This is a genomic window from Taibaiella koreensis, from assembly GCF_003545715.1.
Lineage (GTDB): Bacteria > Bacteroidota > Bacteroidia > Chitinophagales > Chitinophagaceae > Taibaiella > Taibaiella koreensis.
Genome location: NZ_QVNU01000006.1, coordinates 59,459 through 84,940, shown reverse-complemented (window position 1 = coordinate 84,940; position 25,482 = coordinate 59,459). Strand labels below are relative to the sequence as shown.

Genomic DNA, 25,482 nt, shown 5'->3' with positions numbered 1-25,482 from the left:
GCCTCTTATTTTCAGCCTGTCGGCGGATCAGATGCTGATGCCCGCCAACCCTTTTTCCACCGCAGTATCTTTCACACCGGGCATAGAAAGTCCTTCAATCCGGAATACAGTAATGTCGGTCATGCCCAGGAAGCCCAGCATAAACCGCAAATAGGGTTCGCCATGGTCCATTGGCTTCATCGGGCCCTCGCTGTAAACGCCGCCGGAGCTGATAGCCAGGTATACCTTTTTGCCTTTAACCATACCCTCGGGGCCGCTTTCGCTATATTTAAAGGTATCGCCGCCGCGCACGATATGATCGATCCAGGCTTTCAGCGATGAATGAATGGAGAAGTTATACACCGGCGCACCAATAACAATAATGTCGGCTTCCATTAGCTCCTGTATGGCCTTGTCGGAATGCTTCAAAGCTTCCAGATGCTCCGGGGTCCTTTGTTCTGCCGGCGTATGAAAGGCGTTCGCCTGTGCGCTCTCGATGTGCGGCCAATAGTCGGCTACCAGGTTGTTTTCGGTAACCGTGCTGCCGGGATAGGCCGCCTGCAATTTTTCAATAATAGCGTTACCCAGCTTCCTGCTCATAGACCCTTCCTGTTTAGGGCTCGATATGATGTGCAATATTTTTTTCATCAATTGATTTTTATGAGCGCAAAACTATTTACATTCGCTTGTAAAAGGTTAGCAATATACAAAAGGTTAGTACTAATCTTTTGTATAGCTTTTGAAAATCAAATATTTATGAATGATGAAATTGTGCTTGGGACACAGGAATGCGTAAGATCACTTTCTTATGTAGGCGACGCCTTGTATGTAATCGGTGGCAAATGGAAGCTACGCGTCATCATTGCGCTGCGGGAAGGCAACACACGCTTCAACGAGATCCAGCGGGCTGTCGAAGGCATCTCGGCCCGGGTATTGTCCAATGAGCTGAAGGAACTTGAATTGAATGGCTTTGTCAGGCGCGTTGTACACACACAATCGCCGGTAGTGGTAGAATACCAGGTAACCACTTACGCAGATACACTGAAGGACGTGCTACATGCCTTGTCGGACTGGGGCCAGATACATCGTGACAAGATCAGGAAGGGGTGGTAAGAGAACAGGGATCACATGTGTCATCCTTTTGGAAACGAAGTACAACATTGCTTTGACAAGAAGCGTTTATTGCAAAATTTAAATAAAGTATGCCTGTTACGATACGGAAAGCCATTGAGAAAGATTACGAACAGCTCTGGATTTTAATGAGGGAGCTGGCCATATTTGAACAGTATATCGATTCGTTTGCCATTACGCCAGAAATTGTGCGCGAAAGCGGTTTTCGTAAAAACCCACCCGACTTTTATTGTATCGTAGCCGATGACCACGATACCCTTGCCGGAATGCTGGTGTATTATTTTCTGCCTTATACGGCGCAGAACAGGCCCGCTATTTACCTCAAGGAGCTTTATATTGCAGAACCGTACCGGGGACAGAAGATCGGCGGGCAATTGATGCATGCTTTAAGGAAGGAAGCAGAGCAAAACAACTGTGCGCAAATTAAATGGACGGTAGCGCCCTGGAACGAGGCCGGTCTGAAATTTTACCAACGACTGGGCGCCCGGGAGAATAAGGACTGGCTGAGCTATGAGTGGAACCTATAACATAAGCGGTTGCTATTGGGTATGGGGGATGACATTATTTATTAAGTGACTATCCGGATATAGGGAACATGATACAATTTGCTTCCGGCTAACGATTGCTGAGCTTGTCGAAGCACCATCTTTGTCCTTTCGACAAGCTCAAGGACCGGCTTTGTTTCCTATATCCGGATACTCAGAATTTATTATATTGGCAATCCCTGGCTCACAGAAGACAACATGCATTTCCGGGGAAATAAAAGCAGGTATACCCTGGCAGACCAATCGGACCGGCGAAGAGCAGATAAGAAAAGGGCGGCCATATAATTCAACCAGGCGCGTGAAGAATAAAATCATTTTTAAAAGGCCCGAATAAATCGTATAGATATGGACAGTAAAGTATTTAAGGAAAACCTGGGGCGGAACGACATCCCGGACGCAATGGAACAGCTCATCCATTTTCAAAATAACATTTCCGGTTTCGAATATTATGCGCAGGGTTTTGGCCTCTTCGTCGATAATAAATCGGGGCTTAGGTCCTGGAGTGAAAACGAGGCCTTTTTGGAGCGCCTCATACCTTTCGCCCAGGCAAATGGCTCCGGTTCGTTTTATACCTTTTGGGATAACGGAACAGGAAAGCCATTGGAAGCGATGCCCATCCTTGTTTTTGGAGACGAGGGTGGTGTTCACATCGTGGCCGAAGATTTTCGGCAGTTGCTGCAGCTGCTCACTTATGATACCGAAATTTCCGTCGACTTTGAGACCGCTTATTTTTACAAGCATGAAGAGGACCATGAACCCAGCGATGACCAGCCGGCCTTTCGCGAATGGCTGAAAGAGAATTGCAATCTTGATCCGGTACAGGAACCTAACCAAACGATCAAAGCGGCGCAAGATAAGTACCAGCAACCCTTTGAAGTCTGGTTTAAACAATATTATAGTATTTAGGTAGGGGACCTTATGTCTGGCTGCACATCCATTTCAATCAGTGCCACATGAAAATACTGTTTTCAGTTGTTGCTTTATTGACCGTTCATATCGCTTTCGGGCAGTGTAAGCATACCTGGATCAGGCATTCGGGCGAAGCCGTTGATACCGTTATGCGGGCAAATGGCCGTCTGGAGCCAAACCCGATAAGCCAATCGGAGACAATTGATGCCTTTATTCAAAAGGTTGATGGACATATAGCTGAGAAGAGAATAGAAGGCACTACAATACCAAGGGAGTTAGATTCGCTTAAACAGTTGCCCGGAGATTCTGATGTTCTTTTGGAAATACGATATCTGGAGCACGAGTTAACTTCTCAATTCCAGATCATTTCTTCGGATAGTATCGGATATGCATTATATGCAATGGATACTCTTACTATAATGAGTAATCCCATTGTTATATACGCCTTCTCCTCAAATTTTGAATCTGAATGGAATGAGGATTTTGGCAACTGGTTCTTCTACTATACCAGGGAATTTGGTATTGTTGAAGCAACCTATGTTTGCACTATGGACTGGAACGGGCCTTGTTTTGATGAAGTAACCCTGATCGATAATTGCAAGATCAATGATCAAAACAGGGCCATTTTTGAAAAGGTAAAACGCCATGTTTTAGAAACCAGAAATAGGAATTGAGTAGCCTGTTTTTTTCTCCATGTGAAAAAAAGCCTCCTTCGCCTTTGGCAAGATTATCAACCAACCGGCGCCCGGGTCGTTATTGTTTCATCTGAAATGATAACCAATAAGTCGATTTTATGAAGGCCATTATTCTCCTGGGGATCCCGAAACGCGGGGGCCTTCCAATACCGAAGCGCTGGTTGACTTCTTCACCGGTTATTCTATATTGACCGTCCCGGGTACTTAACGTTTCGTTGGTATCTTTTCCCTCCTGAGATTATGTAAATTTGGTAAAAAACCTGAACATGAGCCAAACCTATAAAGGATTTTCCCGTGCCAATCATGTCGGCATTACAGTGAGCAGCCTGGAAGCCTCCATTGCTTTCTATGAAGCACTTACCGGCACAAAGGTGTCGAATGTAGACCAGATAGGCGGCGCCAGGATGGCCAGAGTGCAGGGTCTGGAAGATACGCAGATCAAATACGCCAACCTGCAACTCGATAACCTGAATATCGATATTCTCGAATACGTCGTGCCGCAGGCCGAAAAGACTTCTTACCGCAACAACCAGATCAGCGCCATGCATCTTTGCTTTGAGGTCGACGATATAGACGCGGCCATGGCCCGCCTCAAAGAGATCGGTGTGCAGCCCGAAGGGGAGCCCATCGTTTTCGGGGAAGAAGACGGGTTGCGATCCGGTTTCGGTACGGCGGTAGCTTATTTTCGCGATCCCGATGGCGTGAATCTCGAGATCATTTCACCGCAAGGTCCTTTCCGTCGTAAGGCAGAACAGGCTTAATGTTTGCTTTACCGTTTCTCAAGCTTAAACACAGTGCCGTCGGGCAGCTGCAGCAGGTAAGCGCCGGGCCTTAGGTTGGCCAGCGAAATACGTTGCCCGTTGCGGGTGATTGATGTTTCCAGGAGCAAGTGACCAGGCATATCCATGATCCTTATCCTGCATGGGACCGGTACGCCTTTCGCGTTACTGATAACAACACTTTCCAGCGCCGGGTTAGGGTAGACCTGCCATGCCGTTGCGCCCGCTTGCCTGTTGTTGATGGCGTTGGTCCAAAGGATATGAACGGAATCCATAGTCTGGCAGTTTTCACTATTGGTAACCCATACCGTGTATGTGCCCGCCTGCGTTACTGTAATTGTTTGGGTTGTCTCCGCCGTATTCCATAAATAGCCTGAACCTGGATTACCGGCATTAAGGACGGCGCTAGCGCCCTGAGCCAGGGTAATGTCGTCGCCGAGATCAACCACCGGCCTGGCCTTTACCCTTACAGAAAGCGTATCGTAGCTGGTACATTGGTTACCATCGGTAACTGCCACGCTGTATATGCCGCTTGCGTATACCCTCAGCATGGGCTGTACGGAGCCATCGCTCCACAGGTAAGTAGCGCCGGGATAAGGTACCTCCAGCAGCAATGTATCTGTCCTGCAAATAGCGGTATCGGGGCCCAGGTCGATAAGAGGTAAAGGATATAAGCCGATATTGATGGTATCGTAACCCACGCAATAATTAATGCCGGTGACCTTTACGGAATAGATACCGGGTGTAAGAGCGGATATGTGCTGTGTCGTGTCGCCGGTGCTCCACAGATACGACGATCCGGGATACCCGGCATCGAGCAGCACACCGGTGCAACGTATGGTATCGTTCCCCAGATCAGGAGTGGGAGGGTTCTTAAAGCCAATGTGTATGGTGTCCGTGATCGTGCCGAAGCTATTGCTTACCGATACGCTGTAATAGCCGGTATCGCTGATGCGGATCGATCGTGTTGTATCGCCTGTATTCCATAGGCAGGCGGCGCCGGGATTACGGGCATCCAACATGAAGCTGTCGCCCGGGCAAATCGTAGTATCATTGCCGAGATTGATGGCAAACCGGTATTCGTATGCTCCCCTGTCGACGATGCTGTTTTCTATCCTGTTGTTTCCTGCCAGATCATTGGTGAGTGTCACCGGGACATTTATGTTATGCCCATTGTCGATACAAGGGCTATTGAAGCGCAGGCTGAAATCGGCAGCGGTTGTATCGGCAAACAAAGGGTCTGTATTGCCGTCTATATTGTGTTCGGGGATGCTCCCGTTAATGCCTTGTACCAGGCTATAGGTAACCTGGGGTGTAGAAGCGCCGCTACTCAGCATGCCGCCGCTATTGGCCCATACGATCGTGTTGACGAGCATGGGCGCTGAATTGGCTGTATTATAGATGGCGCTCCCGGGGGCTCTGTTGCAGACTATAGTGCTATTGCTGATCCTGGGCGAGGAGGAACTATTGTAGCAAGCGGCGCCAAAAGAGTCGGCGACATTGCGGTACAGGAGTGCACCGGCTATTATAGGAGCAGCACCCTGGCAATAAATAGCCGCGCCATTCTTCGCAGAGTCGGCGGTAAAAATGCTGTTGCTGATGGTTGAAACGGTTGTACTTCCTTCAATGTATATGCCACCACCGGCGTTCAATGCTTTATTGTCCCGTATGGTACAATAGGCGAGCTCCAGGCTATCGCCGGAATGATAGATGCCGCCGCCAAGAGCACGGTAGAATATGAGTGGGGTGCATTCGGCGATATTACGGCTGATAAGGGAATGGCTGATCTGCATCGGCGCGGTAGCATCGTTGTAGATGCCGCCACCGTAACTGTTAAAGTGATAGGTGCTGATCTTATTATCGGTAATGCTGCAATCGTTGATCCCAAACAAGGCTTCTCCGGCATTATATATGCCGCCGCCTTTACACTCCGTCTGGTAGCTGGAATATGCGGTGTTCCGGGCAATCCTGCACCGGTTGAGGCTGACCGGAGCAATTCCGGCATTGTAAAAGCCGCCGCCATAGCAACGGTAAACAGCGTCGGTATAGCCCATGTTGTCCGTAATATCACAGTCGCTAATGGTGATAGTAGCGGCGCTCCAGTTATATATCCCGCCACCGAAGGCATTGGCGCCCTCAGCCATATTACCGCTAAAGGTAGAATGGGTAATGTTGACTGGGCCGTACCCGGTTATGGCGATCCCGCCGCCGTAGGGCTGGCTTGCGGTAGCCTTATTGCCGCCGATGATACAGCTGTCGATCGTGAGTGTCTGCCCCCAGTGCAGTAGGCCACCGCCATAGGCATAAATGTTGTTGTATGCGGCTATATGGTTGGCGATAATACGCGAATGCCTGATCAGCAACGATACTGCAAATTGGTTGCATATTCCGCCGCCATAGCCACTGGCATACAAATTAGCGTCACTGCTTTGATTAGAGTCGACAAGGCAATAGTCCATGTATAAGCTGCTACTGTCGTTATAGATACCACATCCGGTGCTGGCGATATTGTTCCTGATGATGCAGTGCAGGAGGGTGTCGCCGGCGCTGCCGATATTGTAAATGCCACCGCCCTGGGTGCTGTAGCCGGTACTATTTATAGCGATATTTCCGATAATGGTTGTGTGCCGGATATCCAGTTTTCCCCGGTTGTATAACCCGGCGCCGCTAAGAGCGGCATTGTCTTTAATAACACAGTTGCTGATACGTGGCGACGCATAATTGTTATAGATCCCGCCGCCTTGGCCGGCATTGCCTCCTGAGATGGTAAAGCCATCCAGTAATGCGGCGGCAGTTAATCCTGTCGCATCGTTCCGGATAACGCTGTTCCCGTTCCCCTTAAGTACAGTAAGGTTGCCCTGGAAGTCGCGTTGCGTCGCAGCTGTATCGGTGTTTAAAAAGCCTCCGAGGATCTTTACACCTTCTTTCATCTGAAAGGATGCCCCGGGGGGAGGCTGATAAGTTCCCTGGGCCACCCATACGCTATCGCCGCTTTGCGCGGCATCGATACCGCTTTGAAAGTGCTGAAAGGCTGTAGCCCAGGAGGCGCCTGTCTGAGTACCGCCGGCATGTGCGCTGTCGACATAAATGATCGCCGCCCGGCTTAGGGAAGGGCAAAGGCACAAGAAGATGAGCGCCAGGTGATGGATTCTTTTCATGGGTTGGTCCGGGGATAGTTATACGAAGATAGATTTTATTACATGCAATCCAATGAACAAATGTAATGCGTATCTTATCCATATATTTTACTATTTCACCGGGAACCAGCTGAACAATATCAGATCAGGCCCAGCTCCATCGCTTTTCGGATCAGGCTGGCCGAGTTCTTGACATCCAGCTTTTGCAGCAGGTGGGTCCGATGGTTCTCTACCGTACGTTTGCTGAGGCAGAGATGATCTGCGATCTCCTGGCTGCTACAATTGTGCGTCAGCATTTTCAGGATCTCTTTTTCCCGGCGGGTTAGCGATGGTGATAAAGTGCGGCTTTGCCGTTCCTGCAATACCTGCCGGCGGATAGCAGGATCAAAGTATTCTGTACCACGGGCCACGGTACGTATGGCTTCCAGCAATACCTGCTCATCGCTGCTCTTAAGCACATAACCCTTGATTCCGTGCTGCAGCATCGATTTAATGTAATAGCGGTGTTCGAGGTTGGTGAGCACCAGTACCATCACCTCGGGGTATAGCCGGTGCAGCACCGGCGCCAGCTCATCGCCCATCTGCCCTTGCATTTGTATATCCAGGAGCAACACATCGGGTTGCTTCGACTGCAATGCTTTCAGCAGGCTGTTCGCCTCCTGGTATGCGCCGATAATCTCGATGTCGGGGTGATGGCCAAGCATGCTTTGCAGTCCTTTGATCAGCAGGGGATGGTCGTCTATTATAGTGATCTTGATACTCATATCGCTTGGTTTAGCGGGCAGGCTGCGCACAGGAAAGCGTGGATACTTCCAATTCTACACTGGTTCCTTCACCAGAGCGGGAATTGAAGCTAATGTGGCCACCAAGGTCTTTTACCCTGCTGCGGATACTTTCGAGCCCAAGGCCCTTCATTGTTTTACTTGTATCGAAGCCGTTACCATTATCCTCTACCGTAAGCTGCAGCAGATCGTCCTGGTAGAGTAGGGCGATGAGCACTTGTGTGGCCCCCGAATGTTTGACAATATTGTGCACCAGCTCTTGTACAACGCGATATACGGCAAAGCAAAATTCCGGCTTCAATGCGGTAAAAGAGCCGAAAGTTTGCAGCTCAATATGTAAGCGATTGCTCTTCTGAATCAGTTCGCAGAAAGTCTCAATGGCATCGGGCAGGCTTTGCTGGATCAGCAGCTCCGGTACCAGCTTGTAGGTGATCGTGCGCAGTTCCAGGCCCATATGGTTCAGCAGCGACATGATCTCACCATAGGTTTTTGTGTCGGGCAGGCCTTTGTGCTCTTTGCCTAGCGCAGCATAGTTCATTTTAGTGGCAGAGAGCAAGACATTAACGCCATCGTGCAGCTCCCTGGCGATGCGACTACGTTCTTCTTCCTCGCCCTGCATTTTGGCGTGCAATTGTTCTATTTTTTGCTGCTGCTGCAGATCACGGATCTGTGCGGCCTGTAGCTTTTGCTTTAGCCGTATGCTGCGCCAGAAGCCGGCTGCCACACCCAACAGCAACAATCCGGTCGCGGTGCCCAGTATGATACCCCGTTGCAGCCGGTAGAGCAGGGCTTTGTTTTGCGCCAGCTCCTTATCTTTCTCCGCAGTCCTGTATTTAAGCTCCAACCCGGCTATCTCCCTGGCTTTAGCCACATCCTGCAGGCTGTCGTTAAGGTCGGCATAGGCCACTTGGTAGCGATAGGCCTGTTCGTACTGCCCCAATTGTCCGTATATAGCAGAAAGTGCCGAATAATTGGCTATACGATGCATGACCAGCCCCTTAGTGGTGCACACCTGCTGTGCCTTCAGATAGTAGGGAGCTGCGGCGCGTAGATCGCCCAGCCGGTAATACACGCTTCCTATCGCCTGGTACATGCCTGCGGCAAAACCTGAAGTGCTGTCGTAAGCCAACGCATAACGGTAATAAGGGATGGCTTTGTTAAGATCGCTTTGCACATTGCCCATAGCATAGTATACAAATTTAATGCTCCGGTTTTGAGGTTGTTTCAGCAATACCAAACGTGCCTTGCCCAGGTATTGCATTGCCCTGGCACTATCCTTCGATGCCGCCCAGGCAAGGCCTTTGTTGATATAGATGTCAGGCAGCACCGTAGCGTCGTGTATGCGTACAGCAATGTTTTCGGCCTGCTGCATATAGCCAATGCTCTTGCTCAGAGCACCTTTCTGCATCCAGGCGACACCCAGGTTGTCATATACCTGTGCCAGGATTATGCTATCCTTGCTTCCGTTTTGCGTGATTTCGGTGAGGGCTTTATAAAAGAAGTGGATAGCGCTGTCGTTATTGCCCATCAGGTTGTAGGTACCGCCCCAACCATTATACAGGGCGGGGAGTATCCGCTTATTGTGCTCCGATATGCGTAGGCAGTGCGGATACGCAAGTTGCAACAGCTTTTGCGTTTTATCATAGTCACCTTTGTCCTGGTAGCAGAAAGCCATGCTCAACAGCGCGCTGGCTATGCCGTCCTCATGACCAAGCATACGGCTGATCTGCAAAGATTCCTGCAGCAAGGATATGGCGCTATCCGGCTGCAAAGCCCTTGCCTTTCCTGCTGCCTGCATCAATTTTCTGGCACGAAGCGTATCCGCTACTGTGCTCAATCCGGCGGCTTGCTCCTGGGCTGCAAGCGGCAATCGGAGCTGTAGTGCGCATAACAGTGCAAAGCAAAGCAGGTATCTTCTTTTTAGGAACATGGTTGGTCTTTTCTGGTCAGGCAGTTGGATCAAAAGTAATTTTTCTTTTTAAAACGGCTTTCCGTCAAATGAGTGTTTTTACTCTTTTTTGCCGGAAGCGACCCTTCTAATTTTGAAAGCAGCCTGGAAAAAGGTTGGACCAATACCCGCAATATCGCTTGTCTGTGGCGAGGCGCCCGTCACAGTACGGTAAACATAAACGAACCATGATCTCTTTCTCTTTCCGTATGCAAAGCCTGGCTTGCTTTGTAATGATTACACTGCTGTCATTATTTGCCGTCGTGACCACTCATGCGCAATACAATGCTGCAGCAAACCGGATCTGGTGCTTTGGGCATAATGCCGGTTTGAACTTCAGTTCCGGTGTACCGGTGGCCATGCGTACAGGCATCGATGCGGTAGACCCCTCCGGTACCCTGGAAGCCAGCGCTTCGGTGTGCAGCAGCACCGGTATCCTGCAACTGTACACCGATGGCTCGCAGGTGTGGGACCGTACCGGCGTACTAATGAGTAATGGCGCGGATCTTACGGGCCTGGGGCCGGGAAGCACCAATAGCACAAGTCAAGGTGCATTGATCGTTCCTATGCCCGACAGTAGTCACAAATACTATATTTTTTCGCTTACAGCAGTTGATCAGGCGGTTGCCATAAGGGGAAAGCTCTTTTATAGTATTGTTGATATGACATTGAATGGCGGTATGGGTGATGTAGTGGCCGGAAGCAAAAGCATCTTTGTTGATTCGGGGCTTACAGAAAAGATGATCGGTATTGTGGGCGACCGCTGCAATATTTGGATACTGACTTGTGTAAAAGGTATGGCGCGTTATAAAGCTTTTGAGCTGACGTCGGCCGGACTCAACACCACGCCGGTTATTTCCAATGCAGCTACCGCTAAGAATCTTTCCTTCGGCTATCTTGCCGTTTCGCCTGACCGCAAACATATCGCCGCTTCGGAGCAGGCACTTTTCGGAGGCAACAATGGATTGGAGCTGGCGCGGTTCAATGCCGCTACCGGCATGGTTTACGATGCCATTCAACTCGAACCGCAGCTGGGCTATTACGGCGCTTGTTTTTCACCGGATAGCAAAAAGCTGTACGGCAGCTCCTTTCAGGATATCTACCAGTTTGACATCACAGCACCGGCGCCGGCTACTACCAGGGTACAAGTTAGCAGCAACGGGCGGAATACCAGCCTTCAATGTGGTCCGGATGGGCGTATCTATTTTCAGCATTCGGCTACGGCGGGCGATAAAGTGTCTTTTATCAGGCAACCTGATCTGTCCGGAGCGGCTTGTGAGGTAATTGTAGATGGACTGACGTTGCTACAGGGTACCTCGATGAGCTTCGGTCTGCATAATATGACACCCGTTTTTACGAGGGATACCCTATACACAGCCGCCGGCGCTGCTGCGGGCTGCTTTGCGGCAGACTACACACTTAGTGCCATGGACACCTCTGGCTGGAGCTATGAATGGAATACCGGCAGCGCTGACCGGAAACTTACAGTAACCGCACCGGGTTTATATTGGGTGCGGTATCATACACCGCCCTGCGTGTTCCATACCGACACGTTCCGTCTTAGCTTTCCTTATGGAGCCCGCCCACAGCTAATCGTCAACAACAGCTGCAAGGGAATGGCGGCGGGCAGCGCCCTGGCACTGACGTATAACGGTGATACCGTACAGTACGATTATACCTGGCGCAATGCATCCGGTGATACCTTATCGCGTACAGATACCTTATCGCATGTGCCGGCCGGGAATTATACCCTTCAGGTGCACACACCCCATTGCGATACACTGTTACATGTGTATATACCCGATGAAGAGCATCATGTTTCCTTTGTGTCGGATACCCTGGTTTGCCTGGGAACGGATATTGTCTTTCAAAATACATCGGATGCTTACTATACCGACTTCCGTTGGCAGTTTGGCGAAGGCAATACGAGTATACTAAGAGAACCTGTGCACCTGTATACACAACCGGGAAGCTTTATGGTCAGGCTTAGTGGTAGCGGGGCGTTATGCCGGGATACTATCGCCCGTCGCATTACCGTAGATGCGCCGGCAGCAGGACTTGGTTTTACCAGGGACAGGGATAGCCTTTGTACCGGAGAATTCTTAATGCTGGAGCCGGGGTACGACAGCACGGTAACCCGGTTGCATTGGCAATTGGGCGATGGCTACGGGCTTGCTACGGGAATGGAGCCGCTGCAGCATGCGTACGATATACCCGGTACGATGCCCCTATCGATGGCAGCCGTATTCCGCGTATGCCCTCAACGTATATTTTACGATACGATAATCGTATATCCTTTGCCCATGGTCGACCTGGGGCCAGACAGTATATTATGCCTGCATGGCCAACCCTTGTCCTTATCCGCGCGGACTGCTCCCGCAGACGGCGTTGTTTACCGGTGGAGCACCGGTGAAACCATTGCCACTATCGTTGTCCGTCATGAAGGGAGGTACAGTCTTAGTATCACCAACACACATAGTTGTACGGCATCGGAGTCGATTGTGGTAGGTAAAGATTGCTATATCGATATACCCAATGCCTTTACGCCCAACGGAGATGGTAGCAACGATTATTTCTTCCCGCGGCAGATCCTTTCCCGTAAGCTCAGCGGATTCTTCATGCAGGTGCTCAATCGCTGGGGGCAGGTGGTGTTTGAGACCACGCGTACGGATGGGCGGGGATGGGACGGGCGTTTCAATGGTAAAGCGCAACCCGGGGGCGTATACCTCTACCGCATTACTGCCTGGATCGATCAGGAGCACCGGGAAGTCTATGAAGGTAATGTAACCCTGATCCGCTAACCCGATTTTTAACTGCTTTCTATATATCCAAAACCGTTTAACATGCAATTGATGAAAAGATGTCTATGTGCCTTGCTATTGCTTTGCCTGGTAACAAAGAGCCGCGGCCAGCAACCCGCCTGGACGCTTAAAGAAAACAGCCACTGGAAATTTTACCAGTATGGCGGTCTGCATTTCGACAATAACAATCCGGAGCCGGATACTTCCGCTATGCGTTTTCAGTACACTTCCGGAGCGACTCCCGTGTCGACGATCAACGCGGCTTCGGTAGCTGATGCCGACGGCAACCTGCTGTTCTATACCGATGCCTACAACGTATGGGATAAGGAACACCACCTGATGCCGGCGGGTACCGGCCTTTCTGGTGGCAATGCAATGGATGCTGCATTGATCGTTCCTGTGATCGCCAATCCGCAACAATATTATATTTTCTACATGTGCGGCAGCATCGACTTCCTCGGAGCAACCACCAATGCCTATGAGCTACGGTACACGCTTGTGGACATGAGCCTCAACAATGGTCTGGGCGATGTGGTTGCCGGTCAAAAGAACCTGCTCCTGGAAGATAATCTTTCGGGGGCGATGAAGGCCGTGCCAGGTACAGATTGCAACGTTTGGCTGATCACCCATGACCTCTACAATACCGAATTTAAAGTGTTTGAGATCAATAATGCCGGTGTCAACACAACTCCGGTTTCTTCAACTGTTGGCAATGGCGCCGTTGGCTTTATGGGGCCCCTTAGCTTTGGCGGGAATATGGCTATATCGCATAGTGGCACAAAGCTGGCTTTTGGTCAAAATGGCGGAGAATTGGTACCGATCGTAGAGCTTTTCGATTTTAACCGGAGCACAGCTGCCATCACCAATCCCGTCGTTATCGATACGTTGAGCTTTGCCTTTGGCATGAGCCTTTGCTTTTCGCCCGATAACCAGAAGCTGTATCTCTCGCTGCTCAATCCCGGCGGTATGAGCCCGGCCAATCCTAATAACCAGCATGTAGAATCTTCCTTGTTCCAGTACAATACGGCGCTCGGAAGCGGAATGGCCATTAAAAACTCACGTGTATTGCTTTCCGATTCCATTTCCTCGTACAACAATGTGATGCGCCTGGGACCCGATGGTAAAATCTACCTGCCCGCTTCGTATGGTGGTGATACCTCCGGTGTTGATGGCTACTTTTATCCACCGGCAAGCGGCCCGGGCAGCTATTTCGGTGCACCGTTCCAGGCTTACCTGGGCTGTATTCAGCATCCCAATATCGCCGGTGCGGGTTGTAGCTTCAATCGCAAGGCGGTGGCACTTCCTGCTTATTCCAGTGGCACCGAGACCATGGGAGGTATTTTTGTCAAGCCTGCCATAACAGATACTGTTTATGCCCGTCATGATACGATGGTATGTAAGCCTGCCGGGGATGCCTTTGTGCTGCAAGGGCCTGCTGGAGCATATCATTTCCTCTGGGACGATGGTAGCACGGGCGATCAGCGTACCGTAAGCGCTTCGGGGACATATTATGTGCGCAACGGCAACTATTGTCACTATCGCGTCGATACTTTCGCAGTCGTTATTGGTAACCCGGAAGCCGTTATTATGCGGACCGACAATACCCTGAGCACCACACAGCCCTTCGATACCTACCAATGGTATCGTAATGCCAATGAAGTACCCGGAGCGACCAACAGCACCTATACCATTACACAAGGCGGACAGTACCAGGTAGCCGTGGCCAAAGGTCGTTGCAACGATACTTCCGGCATCTTCGATGCAGCGTGGAGCGGTATCGAGGACCTTAACGCAAAAGCCCGGCTAGTCAGCATTTTCCCCAACCCTGCAAAAAACATCGTACATATCCGTGCACCCTTTGCCATAAAGGTGATGATTGCCGGCATAGATGGTCGCATCATCAGTAAAGAGGATGATGCAAAAGACATATCCCTGAGAGGTATGGACAACGGCATTTACTTCCTTCGGCTGAGCGATAAAGAAGGCCGCTTGCTCAAAGTAGAGAAGCTGGTGAAGGCGGACTAATAAACCAGGTGCTAATACAATGGATTGGCCCTGCCAAAGGGGCTCAAGCCTGTCATATTGAGCGCAGTCGAAATGTAAACAGGCTTGAGCGGTAAACGGCCTCTTGTTCGTATATGTATCTTTGCTGATCAAATATACTTTATGCCTATAGTCCGTAGCTCAGAACAAAAGAGCATGACCCTGGAGGATTTCTATGCTGATCTGTCTACTAGTAGTCCGCCCGGCTATGAGGACGTAGGTAGGGGTATGTTGCTCTTGATTAATATGATCAACAGAATGTTTACGGAGACAAAAATATGGGGGCTTACTTCTCTTGCAAGGTTGGTGCTCCGGAACAAAGATGATTTTGCAAGCGAATGGTATATCATCATTGGTAACGCAGGAAATACTTTTTATATCGAATACCTACTTCCTGAAGATAAGCGGCCCTGGCATAATGCCTATGTCCGGGGAGAGGCGGGTTCGCTGGAGGAGGCCGGAAAGTACTTGCTGATTGCTATGAAGGAGTGCGAAGGGTGGGTGGGCAATGTTGAGCTGGAACAGTTGACCTCAGCATTGTGAAAAGCGGTTCATAACGACTAGGTCAAGAGCACTTACTACCCGCTGTGGATGCTCTGGTGCTTAAACGATAGTGGTCGTCTGTTATGAGCTTGATCCGTTACATTTGCATAACGCTAAACCTGATCTTATGCCTGACTCCTTTCGTCAAGTCTATCTCAACACCGCCGGCTGCGGTCTTATTTCTGAATCCCTGCGACAAGCCGGTATAGCCTTCTACGAACGATTTGAGCAGGATAGTTCTGCGGCGAGCGAGGAATGGCGGGCACTCCGTTATCCCGAAATTAAACGCAATGCAGCCCGGTTGATGCGTACGGAAGCCGGAAATGTAGCCTTCCTGCCCAATTTTTCCTTCGGGATCAATGCCCTGGTGCATAGCCTGAAGGGCAACGAAAAGGTATTGCTGTACCGGAACGATTTTCCCTCTTTATACCTTCCCTTTGTCCCTAACAAATTTGATATTACCTGGATCGACAGCGAAGAGGGCTTCCGGATCGATATCGAAAAAATTGCTGCGATCATTAAGGCGCAAAAGATCGATGTGGTCGTTCTGAGTCATGTACAATGGCAGAGCGGTTTTAAGATCGACCTGGCGCAGTTGGGAGCGGTATGCCACGATAACAATGCTTTGTTGATCGTCGATGCGACACAAAGCCTGGGCGCTATCGATATAGACTTGTCTACGTTGCCTGTCGATGTGTTGATGGCCAGCAATTATAAATGGATGAACGCGGGCTTCGGTACCGGCCTTATGTATATGCATCCGGCCTTTCTGGACCGGTACCCGCCAATGGTCGGCGGCAATGCCGGTACCCGCTTCCACTGGGACAACAATACGCTGGAAAGCATACCTTCCGTGACGGACTATGAGCCGGGCAGCCCCGATATGTTCAGCCTTACCATTATGAGCCATGCGATCGAAGAGAAGCTGGCCCGGGGATTGCTGCAGATTGAGGAACGCAATATGCAGCTTACTCAGGTGCTGCTGGACCAGCTCATCGCGCTTCCCGTACGCCTGACCGGCGATCGGGATACGCTGAGCCGCGCCTCGATTGTTTGCATCGATGCGGCGCCGGGCTTACACGATTTCCTGGCCCTACGTAACATCATCACCACTTGCCGTCACGGACTGATCCGGATCAGCATTCATATGCATAATACTGAAAGCGACATCCGGGCCATCACGGATGCCATCGGAGATTGGGGAAAAACACAATAACACTGCCGGTAAGATAAAGCAAAAGGGGACTGCGAAGGTCCCCTTTTGTATTCATTCTTTTTTGTAGTATTCAGAAGTTTTAATTCCAGCCGCCGCCCAAAGCCTGGTAGATATTGACCACCGCGCTCATCTGCGCTTTACGGGTCTCGATCAGTTCAAACCGTGCTTCCAGCATATCCCGCTGTGTCAGCAACACTTCCATATAGTCGGCCCTGGCCGATTGGAACAGGCCATTGGAGATATTGACCGAACGGCTAAGTGCATCGACCTGCTTGGTCTTGAGGTCGTAACTCTGTTCCAGGTTGCCGATTTTAGCCTGTTGATTGGCCACTTCTATATAAGCATTCAGGATCGTGCGCTCATACTGGTATAATGCCTGTATTTGTTTGGCATTGGCGCTGTAGTAAGTAGCCTTAATGCCATTACGGTTCACCAGGGGCGCCACCAGGTCGCCTGCCAGTGAGTACAGCAGCGACTCGGGCGTCTTAAGCAGGTAAGAAGGATTGAAAGCCTGGTAGCCGATAGACGCGGAAATACCCAGCGATGGATAGAACTGAGCCTTGGCTACTTTGACATCCAGCTTGGCGGCAGTAAGCTGCAGCTCAGCTTGCCTGATGTCGGGGCGATTGGCCAGGAGCTGCGGCGGTAAGCCCGTATGGACCACAGCAGGGATGATGGTGGTCAGGTCTTGCTGACTTCTTGCGATGTGCCGCGGATAGCGGCCCAGCAGGAAGTTGATCTTGTTTTCCGTTTCGGTTATCCGTTGCTGGATATCGTATTGCAGGCTCTGCGTTTTCAGCACTTCCGCTTCAAACTTGCGTACGGGAAGCTCTGTTACCCTGGTCGCTTCTTTCTGCAGCCTGACAATCCGCAAGGCGCTGTTCTGCAGCTCGATGTTTTGCTGCAGGATGGCCAACTGGTTGTCGAGCGCCAGCAGTTCGTAATAGGAATTGGCGATCTCAGCCACCAGGTTAGTGATCACGAAATTACGGCCCTCCATGGTCGAGAGATAGCGCGACACGGCTGCCTTCTTGGCATTATGCAGCTTTTGCCATATATCGATCTCCCAGGTGGCAACGGCCCTGATCTGGTAATCAGGCAACGGATCGGGCATCTCCTTTCCGGGCTTGATCTCAGTATTAGCTTCCATAGCGCCGATATTGGTATAGCGTGCTACCTTATCTACGCCACCGCCTGCCTGTATCCCAACGAAGGGAAGGTATTCGCCTTTCCGGGCCCTTACCTCGTTCCTAGATATTTCGATCTCCTGCAGTGTAATGTTCAGCTCCTGGTTATTGGCCAGGGCCGTATCAATAAGTGCAGCGAGGTTGGGATCGGTAAAGTATTCGCGCCACCTGAGCCGGGCGGTATTGACAGAATCCTGGGCGCCGTTGGCGTAGTGCTCCGGGATGGCCTGGCTTTCTTTTTTTCCTGCCAGGGAAGGCAGCTTGCAGGCCGTATAGGCCAGCGACAGGCAAGCGATCCCCAGTAGCTTATATTTCTTTTGCATCATTATGCCGATGTTTTTTCAATGAATTAGTTTTCTACATTGGACCGGAAACCGAAGATCTTCAGCTTTCTTTTCTTCTTCTTGCGTTTGGATTGTGTGAGGTCTTCGGTCAACGGCACTTCATCCTCATCGCGGATGAGCTTGCGGCCGGCAGCCATTTTACCAAACACATAATACAATCCCGGGATAATGATCACGCCAAAAATGGTACCCAGCAGCATACCGCCGGCAGAAGATGCGCCGATCGTACGGTTGCCCAGTGCACCCGGGCCGGTAGCAAACAACAGCGGAATGAGACCGGCGATGAAGGCAAACGAAGTCATCAGGATCGGCCGGAAACGTACCCGGGCGCCCTCGATGGCGGCCTCGGCGATCGTTGCTCCCTGCTGATGCTTCTGTACGGCAAATTCCACGATCAGCACCGCGTTCTTACCGAGCAGACCGGCCAGCATGACCAGGCCCACCTGAGCATAGATATCGTTGGAAAGGCCCATGACTTTAAGCAGCGCAAAGGCGCCGAAGACCCCGACCGGTAAGGAAAGGATAACGGCCAGCGGAATGATGAAGCTTTCGTACTGTGCGGCCAGCACCATGTATACGAAGGCCAGCACGATAAGGAAGATATACAACGCTTCGTTGCCGCGCCCTACCTCATCCTTGGACAGCCCCAGCCAGTCGATGCCATAACCACGGGGCAGCTTGGCTGCTACTTCCTGGATGGCTTTGATCGCCTCGCCGCTACTGTATCCAGGAGCAGGTGCACCGTTGATCGCCGACGCCGTGTACATATTGAAACGGGTGATCTCGTTCAGGCCCTGTGTTTTCACCACCTTCATGAATGCGGAATAAGGCACCATTTCGTCACGGTTATTCTTTACGTAAAGCTTGAGCAGGTCGTCGGGCAGCGCGCGGTATTCAGGAGAAGCCTGCACATACACTTTAAAGAAGTTACCGAAACGGATAAAGCCTTGCTCGTAGGTACTACCGATGAGGATGGAAAGGTTGTCCATCGCTTTAGCAATAGAGACGCCCTTCTGCATTGCCGCTTTGTTGTCGATCTGTAGCTCATACTGCGGATAGTTGGCGGCGAAGAAGGTGAACAGCCCCGAAAGCTCTTTGCGCTTGCGCAGCTCGGCCATGAATTCATCGTTGACCTTTCCGAAGGATTTATAATCGCCGGAGTTGGTCTTATCCAGGAGTCGTAGCGAGAAACCACCAGCGGCGCCATAGCCCGGTACGGCCGGGGGCTGAAAGAATTCGATGGTAGCGCCAGGAATTACTTTCGCCTTTTCTTCAAGCTCTTCAATGATCTCCACGGCAGTATGCTTTCGCTCCGACCAACCTTTAAGGTTGATGAGACAGGTACCGGCATTGGAGCCGCGACCTTCGGTAAGTACCTCGTAGCCGGCCAGCGCCGAAACCGATTGCACGCCTTCGACATGCTCGGCAACCTTCTGCAGCTTGCGGGATATATCATTCGTCCTTTCCAGTGTAGAGCCCGGAGGGGTCTGGATGATCGCATAGATCATACCCTGGTCCTCGTTGGGGATAAAGCCGGTAGGCAATGTTTCCGAGGTAAGCCAGATGCCGCCGCAGAAGGCCAGCAGCAGGCCAAAGGTAATCACGCGCCGGTTCACGATGAGCTTCAGCAGGCTCGCATAGCGGCCGGTAAGACGTTCGAACCAGTTGTTGAAACGATCGAGCAGCCAGTTGACAGGGTTCTTGCTTTTGGGCTTTCCGTGTGTATTTTTCAGGATCATGGCGCACAGTACCGGAGTCAGCGTCAGTGCTACAAAGCCCGAGATCACGATAGAAGTAGCCATGGTAATGGAGAACTGGCGGTAGAAGATGCCCACGGGGCCGCTCATGAAAGCCACCGGGATAAACACGGCTGTCATCAACAGGGTGATCGCGATGATAGCGCCGCTAATCTCCTGCAGCACTTTCTTGACGGCCTTGTACGGCGTCAGGTGCTCTTCCGCCATCTTGGTATGCACAGCTTCAACCACTACAATCGCATTATCCACCACAATACCGATGGCCAGCACCAGCGCAAACAGGGTGATCAGGTTGATGGTCAACCCGAACAACTGCATGAAGATGAAGGTACCGATAAGCGATACAGGTACAGCGAGCGTGGGGATAAGTGTAGAGCGCCAGTCGCCGAGGAAAAGGAATACTACGATCGCTACCAGGATGAAGGCTTCTGCCAGCGTATGTACCACCTTTTCGATAGAAGCATCGAGGAAGCTGGAAACGTCGTAGCTGATCTGGTAGTCCATACCTGGGGGGAAGGAACTGGCTTTGATCTCTTCCAGCTTTTCTTTTACTTCCTTGATTACATCGCTTGCATTACTACCATAGGTTTGCTTCAGGGTAATGGCCGCAGAAGGATGCCCATCCATATTGGAATAGATATCGTAGAACTCGCTACCCAGCTCCACATCGGCAATGTCTTTCAGGTGCAGGATCTCGCCGTTGGCATTGGCGCGGATGATCACATCCTGATATTGTTCCGGTGTATTGTAACGACCCTGGTAGGTGAGTACGTATTCCAGCGATTGGGAGCGTTTACCTGTTGCCTGGCCTATACGGCCCGGCGATCCGATGATACTTTGCTGTGCCAGCGCTTCCATCACTTCATCGGTCGCTACGTTGTAAGCACGCATCCTGTCCGGCTTCAGCCATACACGCATGGCATATTGCCGGCTACCGAGGATCTTGGCACTGCCCACGCCGTTGAGGCGGCTCAGTTCCGGGATAAGGTTTACGCCGGCAAAGTTATATAGGAAGTTCTCGTCCGCTTTGGGATCCTTACTATACAGGTTCACATACATGAGCATGTTGGGCGAGGTATAGCTCACCACCAGGCCCTCGCGCTGTACCAACTCGGGCAGGCGGTTGGTCACCTGCTCGATACGGTTCTTCACGTTCACTACCGCCTGGTTGGGATCGGTGCCCAGGTCAAATACTACCTGGATGGTTGCTTCACCGGCGCTGGTGGCATCAGAGGTCATGTACTTCATGCCGGGTGCACCGTTGATGGCTTTTTCCATAGGAATAAGCACCGAGTTGACCAATACATCGGCGCTCGCGCCCGGGTACGCCACGTTTACCACAACCATAGGTGGCGCGATGGAAGGGAACTGCGATACCGGAAGCGTATTGATGGCCAGCACCCCCATGAAGATGATCACCACCGATAAGATGATCGCAAGGACCGGCCTTTTTATGAATTTATTGAACATCGTCTTGCTTTTTAGGTTGCTTAATTATTCTGCATGCAGCTTTAGCTGGGCGATCACCGAGCGTGGCGCTTCGTATTCATAAGTGATCTTATCATTTTCTTTCACCTTCCGAAGACCTTCCAGCAATATCTTCTCATTATCCTTCAGGCCGGCAGTAACGGCATACAGGTCTTCCATCTCGGCGCCTACTGTGATCTCACGTGCTTTTACACGATTGTCGGAGCCTACGACATAAACATATTTTTTATCAAGGATCTCGAAAGTGGCTTTCTGTGGTATGATGGTGGCATTCTTAATCGGCGCCAGCATATGGATATTGCCGGTTTCGCCATGGCGCAGCAAGCCTTCGGGATTAGGGAAGGTGGCCCTGAAAGGGATATTGCCCGTTTCGTTATCGAAGTCGGCTTCGATGGTCTCCACTGTTCCGGGATGACCAAACTCTTTATGGTTGGCCATCTCGAGACTTACCGAAGGATGTTCGGCGCTTATCTTACTCTTGAAATCCAGGTATTCCGCTTCGGGCACGTTGAAGTAAACCCACATCTTGCTGTTGTCGGAAAGTGTAGTCAGCAAGTCGCCTTCGCTCACCAGGCTACCCGGCCGCACCATAAAGCGGTCGATCATGCCGTCGAAAGGCGCTCTGATCTCGGTGAATTGAAGATGGACCTGGCTCAGGGCCGACTCGGCCTTGGCCTTGTCCAGCTTGGCTTTGGTCATGGCCAGTTCGTTGGGCGCCACTACGCTGCTGTCGGCAAGCCGTTTGGTGTTCTGGTATTCGATCTCGGCAAAGCGTACTTCGGCCTGCGCTTTTGAAAGCTCTGCCTCATAGAGCCTGGGCATGATCTGAAACAGGAGCTGCCCTTTTTTTACAAATTGTCCTTCATCGACGAATATCTTCTCTATATACCCTCGTTCCTGGGCCCTGAGCTCGATATGCCGTATCGAACGGATCTGGCACACATATTCGTTAACGATAGTCGTGTCCAGCGTGATCGGACTCGTTACCAGGAGCTTGGTTTCAGGCTCCTTCTCTTCCTTTTTCGAACGACAGCTTGTGTGGCACAATAAGGCGCACAAGCTCATCAGCATGAGTGTTCTCTTCATAAGATTTCAGCTTTGAAGCAATCTTGGATTTTCTGAATGTTTATTTATGGACGGTTGGATACAGGCAAAATATTCCCAGCAACCCTTTTTCGGCGTACTTGCAAGGGTTGATCAGGCAGGAATATAGGAAAAGCGAAAAGCCGGGCGTAATGCGCCGGCAGCAAGGAATTATATCCTGATCACACGAAGCAGGATATATCTCTGAAGGGAAGAATAGGAAAAAAGATGGTGAGAAACGGGCTGTATATCGGTAGCGGTATAGGCACCTGGCGCCCTGGCAAAGTAAGCAGCGAAGTAATTGCCATTATACAGGCATTTCTTTACTGCCGTTACTTCTTCTTCCTCATCTTCATTGTCTGTGGTTTCGAGTTTTTCTTTCCCTCTTTCGGCAAAGGTTTGCCAGATGGTAAGTTGAGCATCTGCTTGCTGTACCCCGATCGGAGGCAGAAAAAAATCAGCTGTCGTGATCAACTGCGGGCAAAGGTGTAACTCATCCTGATGCCCTTGTGCATACAGACTATAGTATCCGCTAAACAGCAGTAAAAACAGTGGGAGAACCACTCTGATGAGCCACTTCATTACAGTAGGCAAAAGTAGATAAACTTGTACATGCCAGCCAAGAGGAATAATGTTAAAGAATGGCAATTAAGGGTTACGCAATCCTTATCATTCAAGGGTTACGCAATTGGAACCCTACCTTTGTGCTCTTAAATTTATATGCGAATGGACTTCTCTATACAACCGGTATTGGAAAATGAAAGCGTATTGCTAGTGCCCTTGTGGGAAACAGATTTTGAAGATCTATATGCGGTGGCGGCTGATGAGAAAATATGGGAGCAGCATCCTAATAAGGACCGTTGGCAAAAAGCGGTTTTTCGTTCCTTCTTTGACGGCGCCATACAGAGCAAAGGTGCGTTTAAGATCGTCGATAAAAGCTCGGGCGCGATCGCGGGCAGTACCCGCTTCTACGATTACCGTGAAGAAGACAGAAGCATTTTTATTGGCTATACATTTTATGCCCGTCGCTTCTGGGGCACAGGCCTGAATCCCATGGTCAAGCGCCTTATGCTGGATTATATTTTTCAGTTTGCAGATAAGGTACGCTTCCATATCGGCGCTACCAATTATCGTTCTCAAACGGCTATTGGCCGCCTCGGTGCGGTTAAGATTGCAGAAGAAGAGGTAGCTTATTATGGCGAGCCTCCGCGGCTTAACTTTGTTTATGAGATCCGTCGTGAGGACAGGCAGCCCGGGCGGAGTATCCCGGAATAATTTAATGATCAATATTCATGAAGAAGCAGAGCCATAACGGCTCTGTTTTTTTATAACAGCAGTAGATCACGGACAGTAAGCATAGCTATAATCAAGATGGATGTTTGAGGCAAATAATGTATGTAAGGCGGGAGCAAGTGCCGGTTTATACCTTAAGTTTATACTGAATTTATTTTTTCACGCATGAAAAACCACTTCTATGCACAACCAACCAAAACAATTTTCAGGAAAGCTTAAAACGCTCTTCCTGGCCTGTGGCACTTTGCTTATGGGCACACAAGTCCAGGCTCAGGTGCCTGTATTTCCTACTACTACGGATCTTAGCTATGCGTCCTTTACACAGCAGATCTACACCTTGAATGCAGACATGCTGGAATTGCCCGGCGGCAACCAGATCAAAGCCGTAGCCTGGGATCCCTACCCACCTAATTCCGGTGTCGATATCAAAGTCACCAATAATATCGGCGGCAGTGCTTCTCTGCATATCCCTTCCTTTGTTGAATGTGTTCCCGATGTGGTAATCGCACACGATCCTACCAATGGCAGATATGTTTTGTCAGTAGTATACCTCAACAGCAGCCAGTTCGTTACCTTCGACACGTATTTTATCCTTGGGGCCAATACCGGTTCCATCACTTTGCAGCCTTTCAAATCGGTGGTGCTAACCTCTAAGAGAGGCTATTTCCCGCACATAGATATGTTGCCCGATTTTACGGCCCCTATATCCGGCCTGCCTACCATGCACAAGTTCGTGATCACCTACGGACAGCTTGACGATCCTACGGTATCGCCCTTTGTGATCAATATCTACGAGGTTCATGGCGATATCTCCAACCCTGGCGCATTGTCGCCGGTAACGCCTATTACCTCCGGCGGGCATTGTGGCTCCGGCGCAGATGTGGCCGTATCCTTCGACCCTGTGACCAACCTGCAACATATTTACCTGGTTTATGGCGATGCTTTTCTTGGTTTGTTCCAGGCAGAGTTGCGTATGAATGCCGCGGCATCGCCCATTGCACCGCCCATAGGTGGTACCGTTATCAATCCTGTTCCTAACCCTCCCGGTACCACCGGCGCCCTATTGCCGCGTATCGAGGCCATGGCTTATAATCCTACCGGTTCGGGAATGGTTCCCTGGGTAATCGGTGGCATCTTCTTCGATGGTACCACGCACCAGATCTACGAGATCAATCCTGCGATCGGTGGTGGTTTTAATTGTACAGCGGCGATGGTGCCAGGCTCAGATAATTATGCCGTAGCCGTGTGTGCCGGCGCAGGACGCCCCGGCGGCGCGGTCTGCAACCGCAATTATAATATCGGGTGGTACAATACGCAACTGGGCTATGTGACCCAGGCTATCGATGCCTTTAGCGGTATGATCAGCACTTCTGCTCCTAACTATTACATTGCCAATTCAACCGCAATTGGTATGGCGGTAACCAAAGTACCCATCGCCATCAGCAGCTGCAGCAATTCCGGTAATTTCATGTTTACCGCCTGGTGGGATGGCGGCACCGGTGTTTGGTACAAGCTGAAGCCAACCGTTACCGGCTATAAGCCAGGGGCTACCGGTATCGGCGAAGCTACCGGCGAATCGGCTTTAAAGCTGTATCCCAATCCAACCGCGGGAGGCTTAACCCTCGAAGGCGCGGATAAAGCGGCGTACCGGATCGTTAACATCAGCGGCAGCCTGGTTGCCGAAGGCCGTGTTTCGGGAAGTACTGCTTCGCTGGACGTGGCGGCGCTGGTGCCGGGTATCTATTATATCACGCTTGCAGACGGAGGTCGTATCCAACGGCTGGAGTTTGTAAAAAAATAAAGTGACTATCCCGATATAGGA

19 protein-coding genes are annotated in these 25,482 nt (G+C 50.7%); 11 read left to right on the top strand and 8 right to left on the bottom strand.

Annotated features, from left to right (window positions below; all coding sequences use genetic code 11):
* Positions 1-27: 27 nt before the first annotated feature.
* Positions 28-627, bottom strand: coding sequence for an FMN-dependent NADH-azoreductase (locus DZK30_RS18690; RefSeq protein ID WP_118975704.1), 600 nt, complete (start codon positions 625-627; stop codon positions 28-30).
* 108 nt (positions 628-735) lie between these two features.
* Between DZK30_RS18690 and DZK30_RS18685 the strand changes: the two genes are divergently transcribed.
* The 5 genes from DZK30_RS18685 to DZK30_RS18665 all read left to right on the top strand — a co-directional run bounded on the left by DZK30_RS18685 (position 736) and on the right by DZK30_RS18665 (position 4,020).
* Entirely contained in the window at positions 736-1,092 is a 357-nt protein-coding gene (locus DZK30_RS18685) for a winged helix-turn-helix transcriptional regulator (protein WP_118975703.1), read from the top strand.
* Positions 1,093-1,181: 89 nt separating this feature from the next.
* Positions 1,182-1,637 carry a GNAT family N-acetyltransferase gene (locus DZK30_RS18680; RefSeq protein ID WP_118975702.1) on the top strand — a complete coding sequence of 152 codons (456 nt, stop codon included), beginning with the start codon at positions 1,182-1,184 and terminating at the stop codon, positions 1,635-1,637.
* 363 nt (positions 1,638-2,000) lie between these two features.
* Positions 2,001-2,561, top strand: coding sequence for a hypothetical protein (locus DZK30_RS18675; protein ID WP_118975701.1), 561 nt, complete (start codon positions 2,001-2,003; stop codon positions 2,559-2,561).
* 47 nt (positions 2,562-2,608) lie between these two features.
* Positions 2,609-3,238: a hypothetical protein gene (locus DZK30_RS18670; RefSeq protein WP_118975700.1), complete on the top strand. Its 630-nt coding sequence runs from the start codon at positions 2,609-2,611 to the stop codon at positions 3,236-3,238.
* A gap of 287 nt (positions 3,239-3,525) precedes the next feature.
* Positions 3,526-4,020, top strand: coding sequence for a VOC family protein (locus tag DZK30_RS18665; RefSeq protein ID WP_118975991.1), 495 nt, complete (start codon positions 3,526-3,528; stop codon positions 4,018-4,020).
* 8 nt (positions 4,021-4,028) lie between these two features.
* Here the strand turns inward: DZK30_RS18665 and DZK30_RS18660 are convergent, their stop codons facing one another.
* The 3 genes from DZK30_RS18660 to DZK30_RS18650 all read right to left on the bottom strand — a co-directional run bounded on the left by DZK30_RS18660 (position 4,029) and on the right by DZK30_RS18650 (position 9,887).
* Positions 4,029-7,196, bottom strand: coding sequence for a right-handed parallel beta-helix repeat-containing protein (locus DZK30_RS18660; RefSeq protein WP_118975699.1), 3,168 nt, complete (start codon positions 7,194-7,196; stop codon positions 4,029-4,031).
* Between the two features lie 119 nt (positions 7,197-7,315).
* Positions 7,316-7,939 carry a response regulator gene (locus tag DZK30_RS18655; protein WP_118975698.1) on the bottom strand — a complete coding sequence of 208 codons (624 nt, stop codon included), beginning with the start codon at positions 7,937-7,939 and terminating at the stop codon, positions 7,316-7,318.
* Between the two features lie 10 nt (positions 7,940-7,949).
* On the bottom strand, positions 7,950-9,887 hold the full coding sequence (locus DZK30_RS18650; protein WP_118975697.1) for a tetratricopeptide repeat-containing sensor histidine kinase: 1,938 nt from the start codon (positions 9,885-9,887) through the stop codon (positions 7,950-7,952).
* Between the two features lie 206 nt (positions 9,888-10,093).
* On the opposite strand from DZK30_RS18650, the gene DZK30_RS18645 reads away from it, so the two are divergent.
* The 4 genes from DZK30_RS18645 to DZK30_RS18630 all read left to right on the top strand — a co-directional run bounded on the left by DZK30_RS18645 (position 10,094) and on the right by DZK30_RS18630 (position 16,508).
* Positions 10,094-12,706 (top strand): T9SS type B sorting domain-containing protein, encoded by a 2,613-nt coding sequence (locus DZK30_RS18645; protein WP_118975696.1) that lies wholly within the window; start codon positions 10,094-10,096, stop codon positions 12,704-12,706.
* A 51-nt stretch (positions 12,707-12,757) separates the two neighbouring features.
* Entirely contained in the window at positions 12,758-14,731 is a 1,974-nt protein-coding gene (locus DZK30_RS18640) for a T9SS type A sorting domain-containing protein (RefSeq protein WP_162903231.1), read from the top strand.
* 141 nt (positions 14,732-14,872) lie between these two features.
* A complete protein-coding gene (locus tag DZK30_RS18635) occupies positions 14,873-15,292 on the top strand; it encodes a hypothetical protein (RefSeq protein ID WP_118975694.1) in 420 nt (139 codons plus the stop codon).
* A gap of 127 nt (positions 15,293-15,419) precedes the next feature.
* Positions 15,420-16,508: an aminotransferase class V-fold PLP-dependent enzyme gene (locus DZK30_RS18630; RefSeq protein ID WP_118975693.1), complete on the top strand. Its 1,089-nt coding sequence runs from the start codon at positions 15,420-15,422 to the stop codon at positions 16,506-16,508.
* Positions 16,509-16,587: 79 nt separating this feature from the next.
* On the opposite strand, the gene DZK30_RS18625 is transcribed toward DZK30_RS18630, so the two are convergent.
* The 4 genes from DZK30_RS18625 to DZK30_RS18610 form a co-directional block, all read right to left on the bottom strand.
* Entirely contained in the window at positions 16,588-18,021 is a 1,434-nt protein-coding gene (locus DZK30_RS18625) for a TolC family protein (RefSeq protein WP_205529497.1), read from the bottom strand.
* Between the two features lie 23 nt (positions 18,022-18,044).
* Positions 18,045-21,266, bottom strand: coding sequence for an efflux RND transporter permease subunit (locus DZK30_RS18620; RefSeq protein ID WP_118975692.1), 3,222 nt, complete (start codon positions 21,264-21,266; stop codon positions 18,045-18,047).
* 24 nt (positions 21,267-21,290) lie between these two features.
* Positions 21,291-22,370: an efflux RND transporter periplasmic adaptor subunit gene (locus DZK30_RS18615; RefSeq protein ID WP_118975691.1), complete on the bottom strand. Its 1,080-nt coding sequence runs from the start codon at positions 22,368-22,370 to the stop codon at positions 21,291-21,293.
* 168 nt (positions 22,371-22,538) lie between these two features.
* The gene (locus tag DZK30_RS18610) at positions 22,539-22,949 is read right to left on the bottom strand and encodes a hypothetical protein (RefSeq protein WP_162903230.1); all 411 of its coding nucleotides are present in this window, start codon (positions 22,947-22,949) and stop codon (positions 22,539-22,541) included.
* A 144-nt stretch (positions 22,950-23,093) separates the two neighbouring features.
* Between DZK30_RS18610 and DZK30_RS18605 the strand changes: the two genes are divergently transcribed.
* Both DZK30_RS18605 and DZK30_RS18600 read left to right on the top strand, forming a co-directional pair.
* Complete coding sequence (locus DZK30_RS18605) at positions 23,094-23,642, top strand: GNAT family N-acetyltransferase (protein ID WP_118975689.1); 549 nt, start codon at positions 23,094-23,096, stop codon at positions 23,640-23,642.
* A 199-nt stretch (positions 23,643-23,841) separates the two neighbouring features.
* Complete coding sequence (locus tag DZK30_RS18600; protein ID WP_118975688.1) at positions 23,842-25,461, top strand: T9SS type A sorting domain-containing protein; 1,620 nt, start codon at positions 23,842-23,844, stop codon at positions 25,459-25,461.
* Positions 25,462-25,482 lie beyond the last annotated feature (21 nt).